Here is a 17,333-nt window from a genome sequence, read left to right as displayed (position 1 = left end):
CTGAAGTGCGACGCATCACCCTGTGGAGCCTGTCCACCCTCACCACGCTGGTCCTGCTGTTCAGCTACCACACGTCGACCTCCAGCAAGGGCTCGACGGTGGGAGCCCCCGTCATCGCCCAGGCGGCCACGCCGGCAGCCGTCCCCACCCCGGAGACGACGACCTCGACCGACGGCGGCGACTCGACCTCCTCCGGGTCCTCCGGCACCGCGTCGGACACCCCGAGCGACACCTCGACCCCGAGCTCCTCCAGCTCGTCGTCCTCGCCGACCGGCTCGTCGTCCAGCTCGTCGTCCTCGGCCGCGAAGACGTACGCCGGCGACGCGGTCAGCACGCGGTACGGCGACGTCCAGGTCCAGATCACCGTGAAGGGCGGCAAGATCACGGCCTCTGCCGTGCTGCAGGTCCCGTGGAACGACCACCGCGACCAGGAGATCAACTCCTACGCCGTGCCGATCCTCAACCAGGAGGCCGTCGCGTCCCAGAGCTCGACCATCGACATGGTGTCCGGTGCGACCTACACCTCCGACGGCTACATCCAGTCGCTGCAGTCGGCCATCGACCAGGCCCACCTGTGAGCGCCCCGACGTTGGAGCGGCCCGGCGGCGCCACCGGGCCGACTTCGAAGCCGCCCACACGGTCGGGCTCGGACGCCGCGCTCCCTCGCCGGGCATTCGTCACCCAGGTCATGGGGCTGCCGGTGTCGGCGCACGTGCGGGGGAGGGTCGACACGCCCGAGGTCGAGGCGGCGGTCGGCCAGGTGTGGTCGACCCTGCAGAAGGTCGACGCCCTGTTCAGCACCTGGCGTGCCGACAGCGAGCTGATGCGCCTACGTCGTGGCGAGCTCGACGGTGCCCTGGCGCACCCGTGGCACGAGGAGGTCGCGCTCCTGTGTGCCGAGGCGCAGCGCCGGACCGCGGGCCTGTTCACGGCGTCCTACCCGGGCGCCGGCGGCTACGACCCGACCGGCCTCGTCAAGGGGTGGGCGGTGGAGAAGGCGGCTGCGCACCTGGCCAACGTGCCCGGCATCTCGTTCTGCCTCAACGCCGGTGGCGACCTGGTCGCGGGCGCGGGCCGGGACACCAGGCCGTCCACCTGGCGCGTCGGCATCGAGGACCCTACGCGGCCGGGCACCGTGGCCGCCACCCTGGACCTGGACACGGGTGGACTGGCCACCTCGGGCACGGCGGCCCGCGGGGCGCACATCGCCGACCCGCGTTCGGGCGGAGCCGTCGAGCGCACGGGTTCGGCGACGGTGTGGGGCCCGAGCCTGCTGTGGGCCGACGTCTGGGCCACGGCCCTGTTCGTCGACCCCGTGGCGGGGCACGAGGCGCTGGCCGTGAACGACCCGCAGTACCGCACGTTCGTCCTCTGAGCGCGGGGCGTGGTCCGGCGACCCCTCTGGCACAGTGGTCCGCGTGCAGGTCTGGTACGCGAGCTACGGCAGCAACCTCGCCCGCGACCGGTTCCTCTGCTACCTGCAGGGGGGTCGGCCACCCGGTGCGACGCGGACCTACCCGGGCGCTCGCGACACGACCGCCCCGGCGGACGACCGTCCGATGACCCTTCCCGGGGAGGTGTTCTTCGCCTGGAAGTCGCCCACCTGGGGTGGAGGCATCGCCTTCTACGACGCGACCGCGACCGGGACGGCGCTCGCCCGGGCGTACCTCCTGACCGAGCAGCAGTTCGCCGACGTCGCCGCGCAGGAGATGCACCGCGAGCCGGGGGAGGACCTCGACCTCACGACCGTGCTGGACGAGGCACGCCACGACCTGGGTCCGGGCCGCTACGAGTCCCTGCACCTCGTCGGGGAGCTCGACGGCCACCCCGTCCTGACGTTCACCACGCCGGATCCTGTTTCGCTGCAACGCAACGCGCCCACCCGGCCATACGTCGAGATGATCGCCCGTGGCCTGCGGGAGAGCCACGGCCTCGGTGCGCACGCCGTCGCGGACTACCTCACGGCGCGCCCCGGCGCCGAGCTGGGCTGGGACGCGGCGCAGCTCCTGGCGGTGGTCAGCGCAGCGCTGCGGTGAGGGCGTCGACGTCCGTCACCGGCGCGTCGCAGACGAACCCGCGACAGACGTAGGCCGCCGCGCGGCCACCGACGAGGGGCCGCTCGGCAAGCAGCGGTATCCCGTCGGCGTCTGGCTGACCAGCGACGGTCACGAGGCCGGGCGACGTGGACCGGCGCACCGTCGCCGCCAGGGCCGCCGCGTCCGGGCCGCTGCCGACGACGGCCACCTGGAGCGGTCCGGCCAGGGATGCCTCGGCGACGGCGAGGGCCCAGCCGCCGAAGCGGGGGTCGCGGGCCGCGAGCTGCCCGGACGCCCCGAGCGCAGCCTCGGCACGTTCACGCATCCCGCTGTCACCGACGAGGGCGGAGCAGGTCAGCAGGGCACCCGCGAGGGCGGACTGCCCTGACGGCTCGGCGTTGTCGGCGGCGCTGCGCGGGCGGGTGAACAATGCCTCCGCGTCGTCGGCCGTGTCGTGGAAGCCGCCGTCCTCGGCGGTGAAACGTTCGGTCGCCGTCCGCAGCAACGTCCGGGCGACCTCGAGCCACCGGGCGCGCCCGGTCGCCTGGTGCAGCGCGAGCAGGCCCTCGGCGAGGTTGCCGTAGTCGTCGGCGACACCGGCCGCGCCCCCGACCACGCCGTCCCGGGAGGCTCGGCGCAGTCGCCCGTCCACGACGTGGGTTCCCACGACGAACTCGGCGCAGACCTCGGCCGCGGCCAGCATCGCCGGTTCGTCGAGCAGGGCACCGGCGTCGGCCAGGGCCGCGATGGCCAGGCCGTTCCATGACGTGACCACCTTGTCGTCGCGAGCCGGCTGCGGTCGCCGGTCGCGCGCCTCGAGCAGGCGAGCGCGCGCTGCCGCCCACCAGGACGCGTCGTCGGGGTCGGTCAACAGCTGCACCGTGGACGAGCCGTGCTCGAACGTGCCCCGGGCCGTGACGGACAGCAGCGCCGCAGCCCGGGTCCCGTCCTCGTCGCCCAGCACCTCGACGAGCTGGGCAGGGGTCCACGCGTACGTCAGCCCCTCCACCCCGTCGGTGTCGGCGTCCAGCGCCGACGCGAACCCGCCCTGCTCCGTGCGGAGGTCGCGCAGCAGGAACTCCGCGGTCTCCACGACGACCCGGCGGGCGAGGGCGTCACCGGTGCTTCGGAACAGGTGCGTGTAGACCCGAAGCAGCTGGGCGTTGTCGTAGAGCATCTTCTCGAAGTGGGGGACCACCCACCGGGCGTCCACGGAGTAGCGCGCGAAGCCGCCTCCGAGCTGGTCGTACATCCCGCCGCGGGCCATCGCGTGACAGGTGCGGGAGGCCATGGCGAGGGCGTCGTCGTCGCCGGTCCGGGCATGGTTGCGCAGCAGGAACTCCAGCACCATCGACGGCGGGAACTTCGGTGCACCACCGAAACCCGCTGCGCCGTGGTCGAACTGGCCCCGCAGGGTGTCGACGGCGGCGTCGAGGACGTCGGCACCGAGGGCGTGCGGCCTCGTGGGGGCGGAGAGACCGCGCAGGGTCTCGGCGATGTGACTCCCGCTCTCGAGGACCCTGGCACGCTGGTCGGTCCACGCGGTCGTCGCCCCGGCGAGGAGCTGGAGGAACTGGGGCTTCGGGAAGTAGGTCCCGGCGAAGAAGGGGTCCCCGTCCGGGGTGAGCAGGCAGGTCATCGGCCACCCACCCTGGCCCGTCAGGGCGGTCGTCGCGGACATGTAGACGGCGTCGATGTCAGGGCGTTCCTCACGGTCGACCTTGATGGCGACGTAGTCGGCGTTGACCACCCGGGCCACGTCCTCGTCCTCGAACGACTCGTGGGCCATCACGTGGCACCAGTGGCAGGCGGCATACCCGACCGAGAGCAGGACCGGCACGTCGCGGCGACGGGCCTCGGCGAAGGCGTCCGGACCCCACTCCTGCCAGTCGACGGGGTTGTCCTGGTGCTGGAGGAGGTACGGGGAGGTCGAGTTCGCGAGGCGGTTGGCCATGCCCACCACCGTATGCGGCGCGGCCGGGTGGGGTACGAGCGTCCCCCTCCGGCGGACGAGCCCGGTGGTGTTGCGTGTGCACGCAGTTCCGGCGGATCGGGGCCGGGGAGTGCACTTGGAGTTCTACGATCCGCCCGGACGACACAGAGGACGGTGGGGATCTCATGGTGCATCTCGGGAGTGGCAGGTACGTCGGCGCGTTCGTCGCCGCACTGGCAACGGTGGGCGGGGTCATGGTGGCCGCGCCTGCAGAGGCGGGCGTCACGTCCGGTCACGTGCCGCAGGCACCGTCGATCACGAGCAGGCCGTGGCCGCACGGTGCCAGGATCTCGTTCGGCTCCTCGCCCGACATCGGCGAGATCACCGGGTACGAGATCGTTGCCGAGCCGGGTCACCACGTGAAGGAGCTCACCGGGGTCAACATCTACACCGGGATCATCGACGGGCTCGATGCAGGGAGGACGTACACGGTCTCCGTCCGAGCCCTGAGCGCTGCCGGACCGGGCCCGGCAGCGACGTTCACCACCACCCCGCTGCTGACCGCCTCGGTCATCGGGGTGGGTGACCTCAGCAAGGACGGCCACGGCGACCTCGTCGCCTTCGACCGGACCATCGAGCACACCCGGGCCTACTGGGGGAATGGCAGGGGCGGCATCTCGGGCGGGGGACACCCTGTCGCGGACGTCGTCCCGGCGAGCCGCGTCCTCCCCGCTGGCGACATGAACGGCGACGGGCGGCCCGACCTCCTGACCGACAACGGTGGACGGCTCACCCTCTACCTCGGCGGGTACCAGGGCTTCCTCACCGACCCCATCCTCGTCGGGAAGGGCTGGGGTGGCATGCGCTTCATCACGGGTGGCGGCGACTTCTCGGGCGACGGCCGCTCCGACGTCCTCGCCGTCAACGCGAAGGGCGAGCTCAACCTCTATGCCGGGAACGGTCACGGCAAGGTCCCCGCCGGACGCCGGATCGGGACCGGCTGGGGGAGCTTCGTGGGCATGTTCGCCACCGCTGACTTCAACGGCGACCGCACCCGGGACGTGCTGGCCGTCGACCGTTCCGGTGCCATGTGGCTGTACCCCGGCAACGGCAGAGGCGGCTTCCGCGGTGCCCGAACGAAGGTCGGCACCGGCTGGGCCGGTCTGGCCATGGTGGGACCGGTGGGCGACTTCACCGGCGACGGTCGGGCCGACCTCCTCGGCGTCACGAACGACGGGACGCTGCGGGTCTACGCCGGCGACGGCAGGGGCCACGTGCGTTCGCCGAAGCTCGTCGGGACGGGGTGGCGGCGCTACTTCTGAGCCGAACCGGCCTGCTGGGCCAGCCACTGGTCCCGGCTGATCCGGTAGAGGACGTGTCGGCGGGTCGGGTCACCCTCGGGGATCAGGGGGTGGTCGAAGTCCGCGGACTCGTCCCGCGCCATACCGATCTTGCGCATGACGGACTGGGAGCGGTCGTTGGCGGGGATGGTCATGGCGACCACCTCGCGCAGGCCCAGCGGGCCGAACGCGTGGGCGAGGGCCGCGCGCGCACCCTCCGGGGCGTAGCCACGACCCCACGACGACCGCGCGAGGCGCCAGCCGATCTCGACGCACGGGGTGAAGTGCTCCTCGAACCGCGGGATCGACAACCCCACGAAGCCGATGAACTCCCCTGTCTCCGCCACCTCCGTCGCCCACAGGCCCCATCCGTGCTGCGTCAGGGCTGCTTCGATGCGGTCCGCCATCGCGTCGCTCGCCGCCCGCGTGAGGTGCTCGGGGAAGTGCTCCATGACGGCCGGGTCGTCGTTGAGCGCGGCGAACGGTGCGCGGTCCTCGGCGCGCCACTGGCGCAGGACGAGGCGGTCGATGCGCAGCTCGGTGGGTGTGGTGGCAGTCGTGGTCGGGTCGGCCATGGGCCCCACCGTATGACGCGTGCGTCACTCACGTGGGCAGCGCGGCCGCGCGCGTGACACGGTGAGTCCATGCATGACGTCGTGGTGGTGGGTGCGGGACTGGCCGGGCTGGCCTGCGCGGCCTCGCTGGAAGGACGAGGGCTCGACGTCCTCGTGCTCGAAGCGGCCGAGGAGGTCGGTGGGCGGGTCCGGACCGAGGTCGTGGACGGTCACCTGTGCGACGTCGGGTTCCAGCTGCTCAACCCGGCGTACCCGGTCGTGCGGCGGCTCGTGGACGTGGACGCCCTGGCCCTGCAGCCGTTCGGCGCCGGGGTCGAGGTGCGGCACCCTCGCGGTGACGGTCGGACCGTGACCGCCCTGCTGGCCGACCCTCGCCGCGAACCAGGGGCCCTGCCCAGGACCCTCGCGTCGGGCCTGTTGACACCGCGCGAGCTCACCGCCCTGGCCCGGTGGGCGGCGCCGTCGCTCGGACCGGTCCGCCGGCTCCTCGACGGTCCGGACGCCTCGCTCGCGGCGTCGCTTGACTCGGCGGGGGTGCACGGGCCGCTGCGCCGCGAGGTGCTCGAACCGTTCCTCGCGGGGGTGCTCGGCGACGACCGGGGTGTGACGTCCGCGGCCTTCGTGCGGCTGCTGCTGCGGTCGTTCCTGCTCGGGACCCCCGGGCTCCCCGGGGACGGGATGCGCGCGCTGCCCGCCCAGCTGGCGGCGCGGCTGCGGCGCCCGGTCAGGCTGGGAACCCGGGCCACGCTCGGCGCCGGGACGGTCGTCCGCACGAGCGACGGCGAGGTCCCGGCGAGGGCCGTTGTCGTCGCGACCGACGTGGCGGCGGCGGCCGACCTCGGTGTGGTCGAGGTCGCCCCCACGAACGCGTTGCGCACCTGGTGGTTCTCCACGACCGACCCTGCGCCGACCAGCCGTTGGTTGCGCGTCGACGGCGCCAGGGGTCCGATCGTCAACACGGCCGTCGTCTCCGACGCGGCGCCGTCCTACGCGCCACCGGGTCGGCGGCTCGTCCAGGCGACCACGCTGGGGGCCGCACCGGACGACGTGGCCCTGGTCCGGCGCGAGCTGGGGCGGCTCTGGTCGACCTCCGCCGAACGATGGGACCTGTTGGTACGACACGATGTCCGCGCTGCGCTGCCGTGCGTGCCGCCGCCCCTCGTGGTGCGCCGGCCGGTGGCCCTGGGTGGGGGACGGTTCGTCGCGGGGGACCACCGCGACACCTCGTCGATCCAGGGGGCCCTGGTGTCCGGTCGTCGCGCGGCGCGGGCCGTCGCGGCCCACCTCGGCGTCGATCCCGGGGCGTCGTCATGAGCGGCGGACCGGTCCTGGACCCGCAGGGGCCGCCCCTGCCGACGACCCAGATCATGAGCCAGTGGTGGCGCGACATCACCTTCGTCCACTGGCCGGTGGAGCCGGCGCTGCTCGCCCCGCTGCTGCCCAGGGGCGTGCGCCCCGACGTCTTCGACGGGTCGGCCTGGGTAGGGCTGATCCCGTTCCGGATGGTGGATGCGGGGGTGCTGCGAGGGGGCCCGGTGCCGTGGCTCGGGACGTTCCCCGAGACGAACGTGCGGGTGTACTCCGTCGACGACGCAGGCCGCCACGGGGTCGTGTTCCTGTCGCTCGAGGCGTCCCGGCTGCTCGTCGTCCTCGGGGCCCGACTCGGGTTCAACGTGCCGTACCAGTGGGCCTCCATGCGGGTGCGCGACGACACGGACGCGGCGGGCGCCCGGGTGCTGACGTACACGACGCGTCGGGCGACACGCGCCACTCCCGGCACCCGCGGGCAGGTAGGGCGGGCGGGACGACCCCGCGCGCGGATCAGCATCCGCGTGGGGGAGCCCGTCGCCGAACCCGCTCCGCTCGACCTCTTCCTCACGGCGAGGTTCGGGCTGCACACGGCGGTGGCCGGCCGGTCGCTCTGGGTCCCCAACACTCACGGGCCCTGGCCGTTGCGGTCGGCCGAGGTGCTCGAGCTCGACGACGACCTCGTGGCGGCTGCCGGCCTGGGGACGTTCGCACGCACGACGCCACCGGCCAGCGTGCTGTTCTCCGAAGGTGTCCGCACGACCTTCGGTTTCCCGCAACGCCTCTGACGCGTTTGGACCCCGTGGCGACGGGGTCCATTCGTGTCAGATCGGTCGATGATGGCCCTGTTCCGGGCCGGGCGAGGGCGATTCGTGACGGATCCAGCGAGGACCGCCCTGCTCGCCCGAGCGACCCGCCCTGCGTCGCCCTACGCCGGTCGTCGGCGGCTAGTGGTCGGCGGTCACCGAGTCGGGGTCACCGACCCGGTCGGGTTCGTGGTCGTCGACCATGGTGGCCTCGTCGAACGGGGCGTCACCGGCCAGCACGCGGTCCAGCTGGGCCCGGTCGAGCTCGCCGACCCAGTGGCCGATGAGGACCGTCGCGATCGAGTTGCCGGCGAAGTTGGTGAGCGCGCGGGCCTCGCTCATGAGGCGGTCGATGCCGACGATGAAGCCGACGCCGTCGACCAGGTCGGGGCGGTGCGACTGCAGGCCACCGGCCAGCGTCGCCAGGCCGGCGCCCGAGACACCCGCGGCGCCCTTGGAGGCGATGATCATGAAGACCAGCAACGAGATCTGCTCACCGATGGAGAACGGCTTGTCCAGGGCCTCCGCGATGAACAGCGAGGCCATCGTCAGGTAGATCGCCGTGCCGTCGAGGTTGAACGAGTACCCCGTGGGGACGGTGATGCCGACGACGGGCCGGCTGACACCGAGGTGCTCCATCTTGGCGATGAGGCGCGGCAGGGCCGACTCCGACGACGAGGTCGACAGGATGAGCAGGAACTCGCGAGCGAGGTACTTCAGCAGCGAGAAGACGTTGACGCCGGTGACGACCTTGAGGATGCCGCCGAGGACCACGAACACGAACAGCGCGCAGGTGATGTAGAACGCGACCATGAGCAGGCCCAGGCTCTTGAGGGCGTCCAGTCCGGTGGCACCGACGACCGCCGCCATCGCGCCGAACGCACCGATCGGCGCGACGTACATGATCATCGACATGAGCCGGAACACGAGCTTCTCGAGGTGCTTGATGCCGCCGAGGATCGGCTCACCGGCCCGACCCATCTTCTGCAGGGCGAACCCCACGAGCAGCGCGACGAGGAGCGTCTGCAGGACCGACCCGGACGTCAGGGACGAGACCAGGGTGTCGGGGATGAGCCCGAGGACGAACTCCGTGGTCGACTCGCTGCCGCCGGCAGCCTGCTTCTGGCCGGTGGCGGCCAGCTCCTTGGTGAGGTTGAGGCCGGCGCCGGGCTGGATGATGTTGCCGACGACGAGGCCGATGGCCAGGGCGACGGTCGACATGGTGAGGAAGTAGCCGAGGGCGAGCCCGCCGACCTTGCCCACCTGGGCCGCTCGGCGGACCGAGCCGATGCCGAGGACGATGGTGCAGAAGATGATCGGGCTGATCATCATCTTGATGAGGTTGACGAAGGCCGTGCCCAGCCACTTCAGGCTCACGCCGAAGTCGGGGAACAGGACACCGACGGCGATGCCGAGGCCCATGGCGATGAGAACGGCGATGTAGAGGAAGTGCGTCCTGTCGCGGCGTGGTGCCGGACGGTCGACGGCGTTGTCGGCTGCGGTGCTCACGTGTACTCCAGTGGACTCGTGGTCGGGCTCCGTCCCGGGGGTGCCCGGCGCGGTGAACTCCGCACGAGTATGCCGAGCGGAGTGACTAGGGTCACCCTTGTGTTCATTGAGTTCCGACGTGTCGCCCCGGCGGGCCGGCGCCTCGGTCACCCGACGGCGCGGGTATGGCGCTGAGCCGGCGGCGGTGGGCCAGCTCACCGGCGCGCTGGAGCGTGGCAGGTCAGACGTTCGCCCTGCAGGTGCTCGTGGCGCTGCTCGTGGTGGGCATCGGCACCGGCGCCGCGTTCGCGCAGGCACGGCGGGCGGGCACGCAGGAGGCGACGGCGCGCGCCCTCGCAGTGGCGCGGACGGTCGCCAGCAGCCCGGACGTCGTCGCCGCCGTGAAGGACGACGACCGGGCTGGTGTGCTGCAGCCGTTCGCCGAGGACGTCCGCCGCCGGACCGAGACCGACTTCGTCGTCATCATGAGCCCCAACGGAATTCGTTACTCCCACCCGGACACGTCGCTCATCGGGAAGAAGTTCGTCGGTCACATCGAGGACGCCCAGGCGGGTGGCACGGTGGTCGAGGACTACACCGGGTCGCTCGGAGCCTCACGGCGCGCGGTCGTCGCGGTGCGCGCGAGCGATGCTCCCGACGCGCCCGTCGTCGGCCTGGTCGCGGTCGGCATCCGCAACGCCGTGGTGAGCCAGCGGTTGGAGGGCCAGCTGGTCGCCCTGCTCGCTGCCGGTGTGGCCGCCGCCGTCCTCACCGGCCTGGCCACGGCGCTCGTGGCGCGCCGGGTCCGACGGCAGACCCATGGGCTCGGGGAGCGGCAGCTGCGGGAGATGGTCGAGTACTACGACGCGGTCCTGCACGCGGTCACGGAGGGCCTGCTGCTGATCGACCGGGACGGGCGCCTGCGGCTGGTCAACGACGAGGCGGTCCGGCTGCTCGGCCTCGGTGACGGTGCGGTGGGGCGACGGGTGGACGAGCTCGACCTGTCCGAGCCGCTCGTGGCAGCGCTGACGGACGAGACCCCCCGCGGCGACGAGCTGCACGTGACGGCGGCCCGCGTCCTCGTGCTCAACACGGCGCCGGCGCGCTGGGAGGGACGGGTGCTCGGCCAGGTCGCCACGCTTCGGGACCGGACCGACCTCGAGCACCTGACCGGCGAGCTCGACTCGGCGCGAGGGCTGACGGAGGCGCTGCGGTCGCAGGCGCACGAGTCGGCCAACCGGTTGCACACCATCGTCTCCCTCATCGAGCTGGGCCACCCCGAGCGAGCGCTGGCGTTCGCGACCGAGGAGCTCGAGCTGTCCCAGCTGCTGACCGACCGGGTGGTCGCCGGCATCGAGGAGCCGGCCCTGTCGGCCCTGCTGCTCGGCAAGGCGGCCGAGGCGGGGGAGCGCGGCATCGACCTGCGCATCGACGAGGGAGCGGTGTGGCCGGTCGACGCGCTCCCCGCGCGCGACGTCGTGACCATCGTCGGCAACCTCATCGACAACGCCTTCGACGCCGTGACGGGTCACCCTGGCGAGCGGCAGGTGCGGGTCGACACGAGGCGCGACGGGAGCGACCTGGTCCTCACGGTCGCCGACACCGGCCCCGGGCTGCCGCCCGGCGCCGTGGCGAGGGCGTTCGAGCGCGGGGTCTCGACGAAGGACCAGGGCGGCGAAGGCCGTCGCGGCATCGGCCTGGCCCTCGTGGCCCAGGTGGTGGGCCGGCTCGGCGGATCGCTGTCCGTCGACGGCGGCCCCGGCGCGGTGTTCACGGTCCGCCTTCCCCTCACCGGTGGCGCAGGTGCCTGACGCGACCGCCCTCCGGGTCCTCGTCGTCGAGGACGAGCCGGTCGCGCTCGAGGCCCACGCGGCATACGTGGGGCGCGTCGACGGGTTCGAGGTGGTGGCGACCGCCGGCACCGCGAAGGCGGCCCTGCGGGCGCTCCAGAACGGGGCCGTGGACGTGGTCCTGCTCGACATGAACCTGCCCGACGGGCACGGTCTCGACGTGATCCGGGCGATGCGCGCCGCCGGTCACCGGGCGGACGTCATCGCCGTCACCTCGGCGCGCGACCTCGAGGTCGTGCGGGGTGCGGTGTCGTTGGGCGTGGTGCAGTACCTGCTCAAGCCGTTCGTGTTCGCCACCCTGCGCGACCGGCTCGAGGCGTATGCCGCGTACCGGCGCCAGCTCCCCGCCACCGACCGCGTGGACAGCCAGGCCGAGGTCGACGAGCTCCTCGCCGGCGCCCGGCCGACCACGCGGACGTCCCTGCCGAAGGGGATGAGCGAGGACCTGCTCGGCCGGGTGACCCGCGCCCTGCGCGACGCGACTGCGGACTCCGGGTGGTCGGCGACCGAGCTCGGTACGGAGCTCGGCGTCAGTCGCGTCACCGCTCGCAGGTATGCCGAGTTCCTGTGCGAGACAAGGGTCGTCGCACGACGGTCCCGCTACGTCGGACAGGGTCGTCCCGAGGTCGAGTACCGCTGGGTCGGGTGACCGGGCGTCAGCCGCCGATCTCCGCCAGACGCGGCGCCACCCGCTCGCCGAACGCCGTCACGGCGGCCGCGGGGTCGGGGGCCATCGCCCGCAGGTGGATGTGCTGGACGCCCAGGTCGGCATACTCCTGGGCCAGCCGCAGGAAGCCGTCGACGTCGTCGAGCGGGTCGCCCTGCGGGCCCATGACCGTCTTCTCGATCGAGTCGTAGTCGCGGCCGAGGTCGTCGCAGTGGCGGCGCAGGACGTCGAGCTTGTGGGCCAGCTCCTCGGTCCCGGAGACGATGAGGTTGGTGGCGTCGGCGTACTGCGCGACGAGGCGCAGCGTTTTCTTCTCGCCGCTGCCGCCGATGACGATGGGCGGGTGCGGGCGACTGAGGTTCGCAGGGACGTTGATCGTCTCGGCGAGCTGGTAGTGCTTGCCCTCGAACGGGCCCTCGTCCTCGCTCCACATCTGGCGGATGATCTGCAGGGCCTCCTCGAGCCGCTCGAACCGCTCCGCCAACGGCGGGTAGGGAACGCCGAGGGCCTTGTGCTCGCGCTCGTACCAGGCAGCACCGATGCCCATGAAGGCCCGGCCGCCACTGAGCACGTCGAGGGTCGTCCCGATCTTGGCGAGCAGCCCCGGGTGGCGGTAGGTCACACCCGTCACCACGGTGCCGAGCTTGACCTTCTCGGTGACGCCGGCGAGGAAGCCGAGGGTGGCGTAGGCCTCGAGCATCGGGTCGTGGGCCGTCCGGAAGAACTCCATCTGGAAGTAGTGGTCCATCACGGTGAACCAGGAGGCGCCGGCGGCCTCGGCGGCAGCCGCGGTCGAGCGCAGGGCCGGGGCGTAGGACGCCGGGCCGTCAGGGAGGGTGAAGTCGAGGAAGTGGAATCCGAAGCGCATGCTTGCAGTCTGCAACGCCCACCCACGATCTGCTCGTCGGGGACCGGGCCCTGCGGCACACCGTCGCGGGCTGGGCGATCAGGCACGGCTGGGCGCCGCGGGCGTCAGCCGTCGAGCGCCTTGAGCAGGGCGATGTTGAACGACACCCCGCGGGTGTCGTCACCACCCGCCGCCCAGCGAGCCTCCATGGCGGTGTGCACGTACGTCCAGGCCAGGGCCTCGTCCTCGTCGATCCCGGCGACCTCGCAGACGATCTCGAGGCGACGACGGACGAGGTAGCGGAACGTCGACCCGGTCCCCAGCTCGTCGACGCGGTTGCGCAGCAGGGGCTGGACCTCGAACCCCGGGTGGCCCGCCATGGGGTGCGGGTCGATGGCCAGCCAGTCGGGACGGTCGGAGCCGGGGAGGCTGTGCAGGACGTTGCGGTAGTGCAGGTCGGTGTGCACGAGCGTTGCGTCGCAGGCGGATTCGGAGGTGAGCTCGCGCACGAGGCCAGCCGTGCGTTCGACCATCCGGCGCGGCAGCAGCCCCTGTGCGGCCTCGAGCTTGCCGATCTGGTCACGGGCGAAGTCCGACAGGGACCGCAGCCCCGCCGGGGCCGGCCGGTGCAGCTGCGCGAGCACCCCGCCCGCCACGGCGCAGGCGGTGTCGACCTCGACGGACTCGAGGTCACGGGTGGCGTCGAGGGCCTCGAGCAGGAGTGCGCCGCGACCGGGGTCGGCGGCGACGAGGCGTACCGCCCCGCGGCCGTCCCAGTGGCGCAGGACCAGGGGTTCGTCCCGTGCCTCGATGTGCGGCCAGACCAGCTTGAGGGCGAGCGGCACGCCGTCGCGGCGGACGGGCACGACCAGGGCGGTCCAGCCCGTCCTCGGTTCGCCGGCGAGCTCGAGGTCCCAGTCGGCGAGGACCTCGGCGAGCAGGCGGGGGAGGCGGTCGGCCCAGTCCGCGCCCGACGGACCGCGGACGCCTCCGTCCTGGGCGGAGAACTGCCCGACAGAGGTCCGGAACCCGGCCGGCACCAGGGCCCCGGCGTCCTCCGTGCGGAGCGGGCGGCCCGGGCTCACGTCAGGCCGGGGAAGGGTGCGAGCGCGACCCCCCAGCGGGAGGCGAGCACCTCGGTGTCGGCCAGCCACTGCACGACCGCGCCGAGCGGTCCGACGTCGCCGCCCGCGGAGCCCAGCTCGCGGGCCACGGCTGCGCGGAGGTCGGTCAGCACCCGGACGGCCAGGGCTCGGGCCGTTGCGGGGGTCGTCACGGTGAACGGCAGGGGGTACCCGAGGGCGGGTGGTGTCGCGGCGTCGCCGGCGAGGGACTCCTGCTGGCTGGCCCTGGCCCTCAACGTGCCGAGGGTGGTCAGGGCCAGGGTGTGCTGGGCGCCCTCGGGGGACTGTGCGGCCACGACCTCGAAGGCGTAGGCCGCGGCGCGGGTGCTGTCGAGGTAGGACGCCGCCAGCGACGGTTCGGACCAGGTCGGGTCGGGCCAGGTCGCCGGCTGGCCGAGCAGCGTGGCTGCGGCGGCCCGCTGGGCGAGCACCGAACCGGCCAGGGGCACGGTCCCGGGCACGACCCGGGCGAGGGCGGCGATGGCGGAGGGCCCGAGGTCGGTGGCCTCCGAGGCCGCGAGCGTGGCTGGCCCGGCCGCGCCCGAACCGGTGGCGGTCGTGGCCGGGGCCGTGGAGGTGGTCCCGGTGGCTCCCGGGGTGGCCGTCGCCACGGGTGCGTCCAGGACGGTGCGGGGCACCCCGAGGCGCTGCAGCTCGGTCTCCAGGACGGCGGCCTGCTGACGGTGCAGCACGGCGAGCCGCGCCGGAAGGCCCTTGGCAGGACCGCCGAGGGCCTGGGCCTCGGCCGCGAGGTCGGTGCAGTGCTGGCGCAGGAGCAGGAGGAAGGGCTCACCGGCGACGGGCTGCCGGGTGGGCAGCCCTGGGAGCCGCGGGGCGTCGTCCTCGAGCCGGATCCCGCACCCTGCCAGGGATGCCCCGAGGACGGCCGCGCCCCCGACCTGCAGGCCCGCGCCGAGGACGGTGCGCCGGGTCAGGTGCCGGGTCGGGAACGGCGGCACACCGGTGCGGTCCTCGGGCATGCGCCGATCCTGCCACGTGGGTCGGCGCTGGCATGCGTGCCGCTCCCCGCGTGGATAGAGTGGGCCCCGCACGACCACCAAACTTCAGAGAGGACGAGTCAGTTGAGCGTCAAGGACCAGATTCGTCCCGCAGTCGACGGGCCCCTCGCGGCACTCGGGCTGCTCGTGGAGGACGTCGCCGTGACGCCGGCCGGGAAGCGCCGGCTCGTCCGCATCTGGATCGACCGGGCCCTGCCCGAGTCGGCCGACGCCACCACGACCGTCACCGCCCCCCTCACCCTCGACGAGGTCGCCGACGCGACCCGTGCGGTGAGCGAGGCCCTCGACGAGACCGACGCGATGGGGGAGCAGCCGTACACCCTCGAGGTCACCTCGCCCGGGGTGGACCGACCGCTCACCGAGCCGCGCCACTTCCGCCGCAACGTCACCCGGCTGGTCACCCTCACCCCGCTCGAGGGCCCCGCCGTGACCGGCCGCGTCGTCAGCGCCGGGCCGGACGTGGTCACCGTCGAGGTGCCCGCCGCGAAGAAGACCCCCGCCCGGGCCGTCGAGCTCGCGTATGCCGCGATCGCCCGGGCCGTGGTCGAGGTCGAGTTCTCGCGCCCCGCGGGTACCGGTGAGGACCTGGCCGGTGACCTGCACGACGACCAGCATGACGACGACCTCGCCGACGGCGACGACATCGACGACGACACCGAGGAGAACTGACCATGGACATCGACCTTGCTGCCCTGAGGGCGCTCGAGCGCGAGCGCGACATCTCCCTCGACATCCTCATCCCCGCGATCGAGCAGGCCCTGCTGGTGGCCTACCACCGCACCGACGACTCCTACCGCAACGCCCGCGTCGAGCTGGACCGCAAGACCGGTCACGTCGTCGTCTGGGCCAAGGAGGAGCTGCCCGCCCCCGAGCCGGTGGGGCCGCCCGTCGAGGAGCCCGGCGACGACGCCGAGGCCACGGCACCCGTCCGCGCACCCGAGCGACCGGTCCGCGAGTTCGGTCCCGAGTTCGACGACACCCCCACGGGGTTCGGTCGCATCGCCGCCGCCACGGCCCGCCAGGTCATCGTGCAGCGACTGCGCGACCTCGAGGACGACGCCATCATGGGCGACTTCAAGGGCCGCGAGGGCGACGTCGTCGCCGGCGTCATCCAGCAGAGCCCGGACCCGCGCCACGTCACCGTGGACTTCGGCACCGTCGAGGGGATCCTCCCCCTGTCCGAGCAGGTGCCGGGCGAGAAGTACGTGCACGGCGAGCGCCTGCGCTGCTTCGTGGTCTCGGTGCGCCGCGGCCCCAAGGGCCCACAGATCGGTCTGTCCCGCACCCACCCCAACCTCGTGCGCAAGCTGTTCGCGCTCGAGGTGCCCGAGATCGCCGACGGCTCCGTCGAGATCGCGGCGCTGGCCCGCGAGGCGGGGCACCGCACGAAGATCGCCGTCCACTCCAAGGTGGCCGGGCTCAACGCCAAGGGTGCCTGCATCGGCCCCATGGGCGCCCGGGTGCGCGCGGTGATGACCGAGCTGCACGGCGAGAAGATCGACATCGTCGACTACTCCGACGACGCCCGGACGTTCGTCGCGGCGGCCCTGTCGCCCTCGCGGGTCGAGTCGGTCGAGATCGTCGACCCGCAGCTGCGGTCGGCCCGCGTCATCGTCCCCGACTACCAGCTCTCCCTGGCCATCGGCAAGGAGGGCCAGAACGCCCGGCTCGCCGCCAAGCTCACCGGCTGGCGCATCGACATCCGCCCCGACACCCAGGCAGACGGCACCACCGGGGCTGGTGGTGACGCTGGGACCGCTGGTGGCGGTGCTCCGCGAGGGGGCTCCGGGGCCCCCCGCCGCGGTCCGGATGACGCACCCGGGCGCCGGTAGGGGATAGACTGGTGGTGACCGACCGGACTGGACCCCAGCCCGCAGCACAGGACGACACCACCCGCACGACGCCCCGGACTCCCGTCCGGACGTGTGTGGGGTGCCGCGGGACGGATAGCTGGTCGGCACTCCTGCGAGTGGTCGCGGAGAAGGACGAGGCCGGGGAGACCCGGTTGGTGCCGGATCCGTGGCGCCGCCTGCCGGGGCGTGGCGCATGGCTGCACCCCACGGGCGACTGCCTCGAGCAGGCCCTACGCCGACGGGCGTTCGGTCGAGCGCTGCGTGTCGGCGCCACGGCCGGCCCCGAAGCCGTCGCAGCACACGTTCGAGGGTTGGTCGACGACCGAGGTCCAGACCAGCCGTCGAACACCCTTTGAACCAACCGTCCATCGCTATGGGAACCGACCATGACTCGTAACAGAGAGTGGGTTTGACCGCTGATGAGCACCCGATGAGAACTCAGCAATGAGCTCCCCCCAGCAGTAACGACGGTCCGCGCCTGTCCTGG

17 protein-coding genes are annotated in these 17,333 nt (G+C 73.0%); 11 read left to right on the top strand and 6 right to left on the bottom strand.

Features of this window, described 5'->3' with window-relative positions; all coding sequences use genetic code 11:
- The first annotated feature begins 5 nt into the window (after positions 1 to 5).
- The 3 genes from ASC58_RS01645 (at position 6) to ASC58_RS01635 (ending at position 2,036) form a co-directional block, all read left to right on the top strand.
- Positions 6 to 578 (top strand): FMN-binding protein, encoded by a 573-nt coding sequence (locus ASC58_RS01645; RefSeq protein ID WP_056918177.1) that lies wholly within the window; start codon positions 6 to 8, stop codon positions 576 to 578.
- Between the two features lie 122 nt (positions 579 to 700).
- On the top strand, positions 701 to 1,375 hold the full coding sequence (locus ASC58_RS01640; RefSeq protein WP_235529048.1) for an FAD:protein FMN transferase: 675 nt from the start codon (positions 701 to 703) through the stop codon (positions 1,373 to 1,375).
- A 43-nt stretch (positions 1,376 to 1,418) separates the two neighbouring features.
- Entirely contained in the window at positions 1,419 to 2,036 is a 618-nt protein-coding gene (locus ASC58_RS01635) for a histone deacetylase (RefSeq protein WP_235529047.1), read from the top strand.
- Here the strand turns inward: ASC58_RS01635 and ASC58_RS01630 are convergent.
- Entirely contained in the window at positions 2,017 to 3,990 is a 1,974-nt protein-coding gene (locus tag ASC58_RS01630; RefSeq protein WP_056918175.1) for a thioredoxin domain-containing protein, read from the bottom strand. The genes ASC58_RS01635 and ASC58_RS01630 overlap by 20 nt on opposite strands.
- Before the next feature lie 164 nt (positions 3,991 to 4,154).
- On the opposite strand from ASC58_RS01630, the gene ASC58_RS01625 reads away from it, so the two are divergent.
- A complete protein-coding gene (locus ASC58_RS01625) occupies positions 4,155 to 5,291 on the top strand; it encodes an FG-GAP-like repeat-containing protein (RefSeq protein WP_056918174.1) in 1,137 nt (378 codons plus the stop codon).
- On the opposite strand, the gene ASC58_RS01620 is transcribed toward ASC58_RS01625, so the two are convergent.
- A complete protein-coding gene (locus ASC58_RS01620; protein WP_056918173.1) occupies positions 5,282 to 5,884 on the bottom strand; it encodes a GNAT family N-acetyltransferase in 603 nt (200 codons plus the stop codon). The two genes, ASC58_RS01625 and ASC58_RS01620, sit on opposite strands and share 10 nt — an antisense overlap.
- A 69-nt stretch (positions 5,885 to 5,953) precedes the next feature.
- On the opposite strand from ASC58_RS01620, the gene ASC58_RS01615 reads away from it, so the two are divergent.
- Together ASC58_RS01615 and ASC58_RS01610 are read left to right on the top strand one after the other, a co-directional pair.
- A complete protein-coding gene (locus ASC58_RS01615; protein ID WP_056918172.1) occupies positions 5,954 to 7,198 on the top strand; it encodes an FAD-dependent oxidoreductase in 1,245 nt (414 codons plus the stop codon).
- Entirely contained in the window at positions 7,195 to 7,980 is a 786-nt protein-coding gene (locus ASC58_RS01610) for a YqjF family protein (protein WP_056918171.1), read from the top strand. Before ASC58_RS01615 ends, ASC58_RS01610 begins: the two co-directional genes overlap by 4 nt.
- A 159-nt stretch (positions 7,981 to 8,139) precedes the next feature.
- On the opposite strand, the gene ASC58_RS01605 is transcribed toward ASC58_RS01610, so the two are convergent.
- On the bottom strand, positions 8,140 to 9,507 hold the full coding sequence (locus ASC58_RS01605; RefSeq protein WP_056918170.1) for a cation:dicarboxylate symporter family transporter: 1,368 nt from the start codon (positions 9,505 to 9,507) through the stop codon (positions 8,140 to 8,142).
- A gap of 212 nt (positions 9,508 to 9,719) precedes the next feature.
- Here ASC58_RS01605 and ASC58_RS01600 point away from each other — a divergent pair, with 212 nt between their 5' ends.
- Positions 9,720 to 11,297, top strand: a complete 1,578-nt coding sequence (locus tag ASC58_RS01600; protein ID WP_235529046.1) for a sensor histidine kinase — start codon at positions 9,720 to 9,722, stop codon at positions 11,295 to 11,297.
- Positions 11,290 to 11,985 (top strand): response regulator, encoded by a 696-nt coding sequence (locus tag ASC58_RS01595; protein ID WP_056918440.1) that lies wholly within the window; start codon positions 11,290 to 11,292, stop codon positions 11,983 to 11,985. The genes ASC58_RS01600 and ASC58_RS01595 overlap by 8 nt, the downstream gene beginning before the upstream one ends.
- Before the next feature lie 7 nt (positions 11,986 to 11,992).
- On the opposite strand, the gene ASC58_RS01590 is transcribed toward ASC58_RS01595, so the two are convergent.
- From ASC58_RS01590 to ASC58_RS01580, 3 genes are all read right to left on the bottom strand, one after another.
- The gene (locus ASC58_RS01590) at positions 11,993 to 12,871 is read right to left on the bottom strand and encodes an LLM class F420-dependent oxidoreductase (RefSeq protein ID WP_056915075.1); all 879 of its coding nucleotides are present in this window, start codon (positions 12,869 to 12,871) and stop codon (positions 11,993 to 11,995) included.
- Positions 12,872 to 12,975: 104 nt separating this feature from the next.
- Positions 12,976 to 13,935: an aminoglycoside phosphotransferase family protein gene (locus tag ASC58_RS01585; RefSeq protein WP_056918168.1), complete on the bottom strand. Its 960-nt coding sequence runs from the start codon at positions 13,933 to 13,935 to the stop codon at positions 12,976 to 12,978.
- Positions 13,932 to 14,954 (bottom strand): DUF4439 domain-containing protein, encoded by a 1,023-nt coding sequence (locus ASC58_RS01580; RefSeq protein WP_056918167.1) that lies wholly within the window; start codon positions 14,952 to 14,954, stop codon positions 13,932 to 13,934. The genes ASC58_RS01585 and ASC58_RS01580 overlap by 4 nt, the downstream gene beginning before the upstream one ends.
- A 102-nt stretch (positions 14,955 to 15,056) precedes the next feature.
- Between ASC58_RS01580 and rimP the strand changes: the two genes are divergently transcribed.
- The 3 genes from rimP to ASC58_RS20400 are packed head-to-tail and all read left to right on the top strand — an operon-like array spanning position 15,057 to position 17,202.
- A complete protein-coding gene (gene rimP, locus ASC58_RS01575) occupies positions 15,057 to 15,662 on the top strand; it encodes a ribosome maturation factor RimP (protein WP_056918166.1) in 606 nt (201 codons plus the stop codon).
- Positions 15,663 to 15,664: 2 nt separating this feature from the next.
- Positions 15,665 to 16,825 carry a transcription termination factor NusA gene (gene nusA / locus ASC58_RS01570; RefSeq protein WP_082552835.1) on the top strand — a complete coding sequence of 387 codons (1,161 nt, stop codon included), beginning with the start codon at positions 15,665 to 15,667 and terminating at the stop codon, positions 16,823 to 16,825.
- A gap of 11 nt (positions 16,826 to 16,836) precedes the next feature.
- Positions 16,837 to 17,202: a YlxR family protein gene (locus tag ASC58_RS20400; protein ID WP_369796179.1), complete on the top strand. Its 366-nt coding sequence runs from the start codon at positions 16,837 to 16,839 to the stop codon at positions 17,200 to 17,202.
- Positions 17,203 to 17,333 lie beyond the last annotated feature (131 nt).

Source organism: Phycicoccus sp. Root101 (genome assembly GCF_001426245.1).
Lineage (GTDB): Bacteria > Actinomycetota > Actinomycetes > Actinomycetales > Dermatophilaceae > Pedococcus.
The sequence above is the reverse complement of the archived record's forward strand: the minus strand, read 5'-3'. Positions and strand labels throughout refer to the sequence as shown.

Coding starts and splice junctions, on each gene's coding strand:
- ASC58_RS01630 (WP_056918175.1), bottom strand. CDS start 3,990: ATGGCCAACCGCCTCGCGAACTCGACCTCCCCGTACCTCCTCCAGCAC.
- ASC58_RS01625 (WP_056918174.1), top strand. CDS start 4,155: ATGGTGCATCTCGGGAGTGGCAGGTACGTCGGCGCGTTCGTCGCCGCA.
- ASC58_RS01620 (WP_056918173.1), bottom strand. CDS start 5,884: ATGGCCGACCCGACCACGACTGCCACCACACCCACCGAGCTGCGCATC.
- ASC58_RS01615 (WP_056918172.1), top strand. CDS start 5,954: ATGCATGACGTCGTGGTGGTGGGTGCGGGACTGGCCGGGCTGGCCTGC.
- ASC58_RS01610 (WP_056918171.1), top strand. CDS start 7,195: ATGAGCGGCGGACCGGTCCTGGACCCGCAGGGGCCGCCCCTGCCGACG.
- ASC58_RS01590 (WP_056915075.1), bottom strand. CDS start 12,871: ATGCGCTTCGGATTCCACTTCCTCGACTTCACCCTCCCTGACGGCCCG.
- ASC58_RS01580 (WP_056918167.1), bottom strand. CDS start 14,954: ATGCCCGAGGACCGCACCGGTGTGCCGCCGTTCCCGACCCGGCACCTG.
- nusA (WP_082552835.1), top strand. CDS start 15,665: ATGGACATCGACCTTGCTGCCCTGAGGGCGCTCGAGCGCGAGCGCGAC.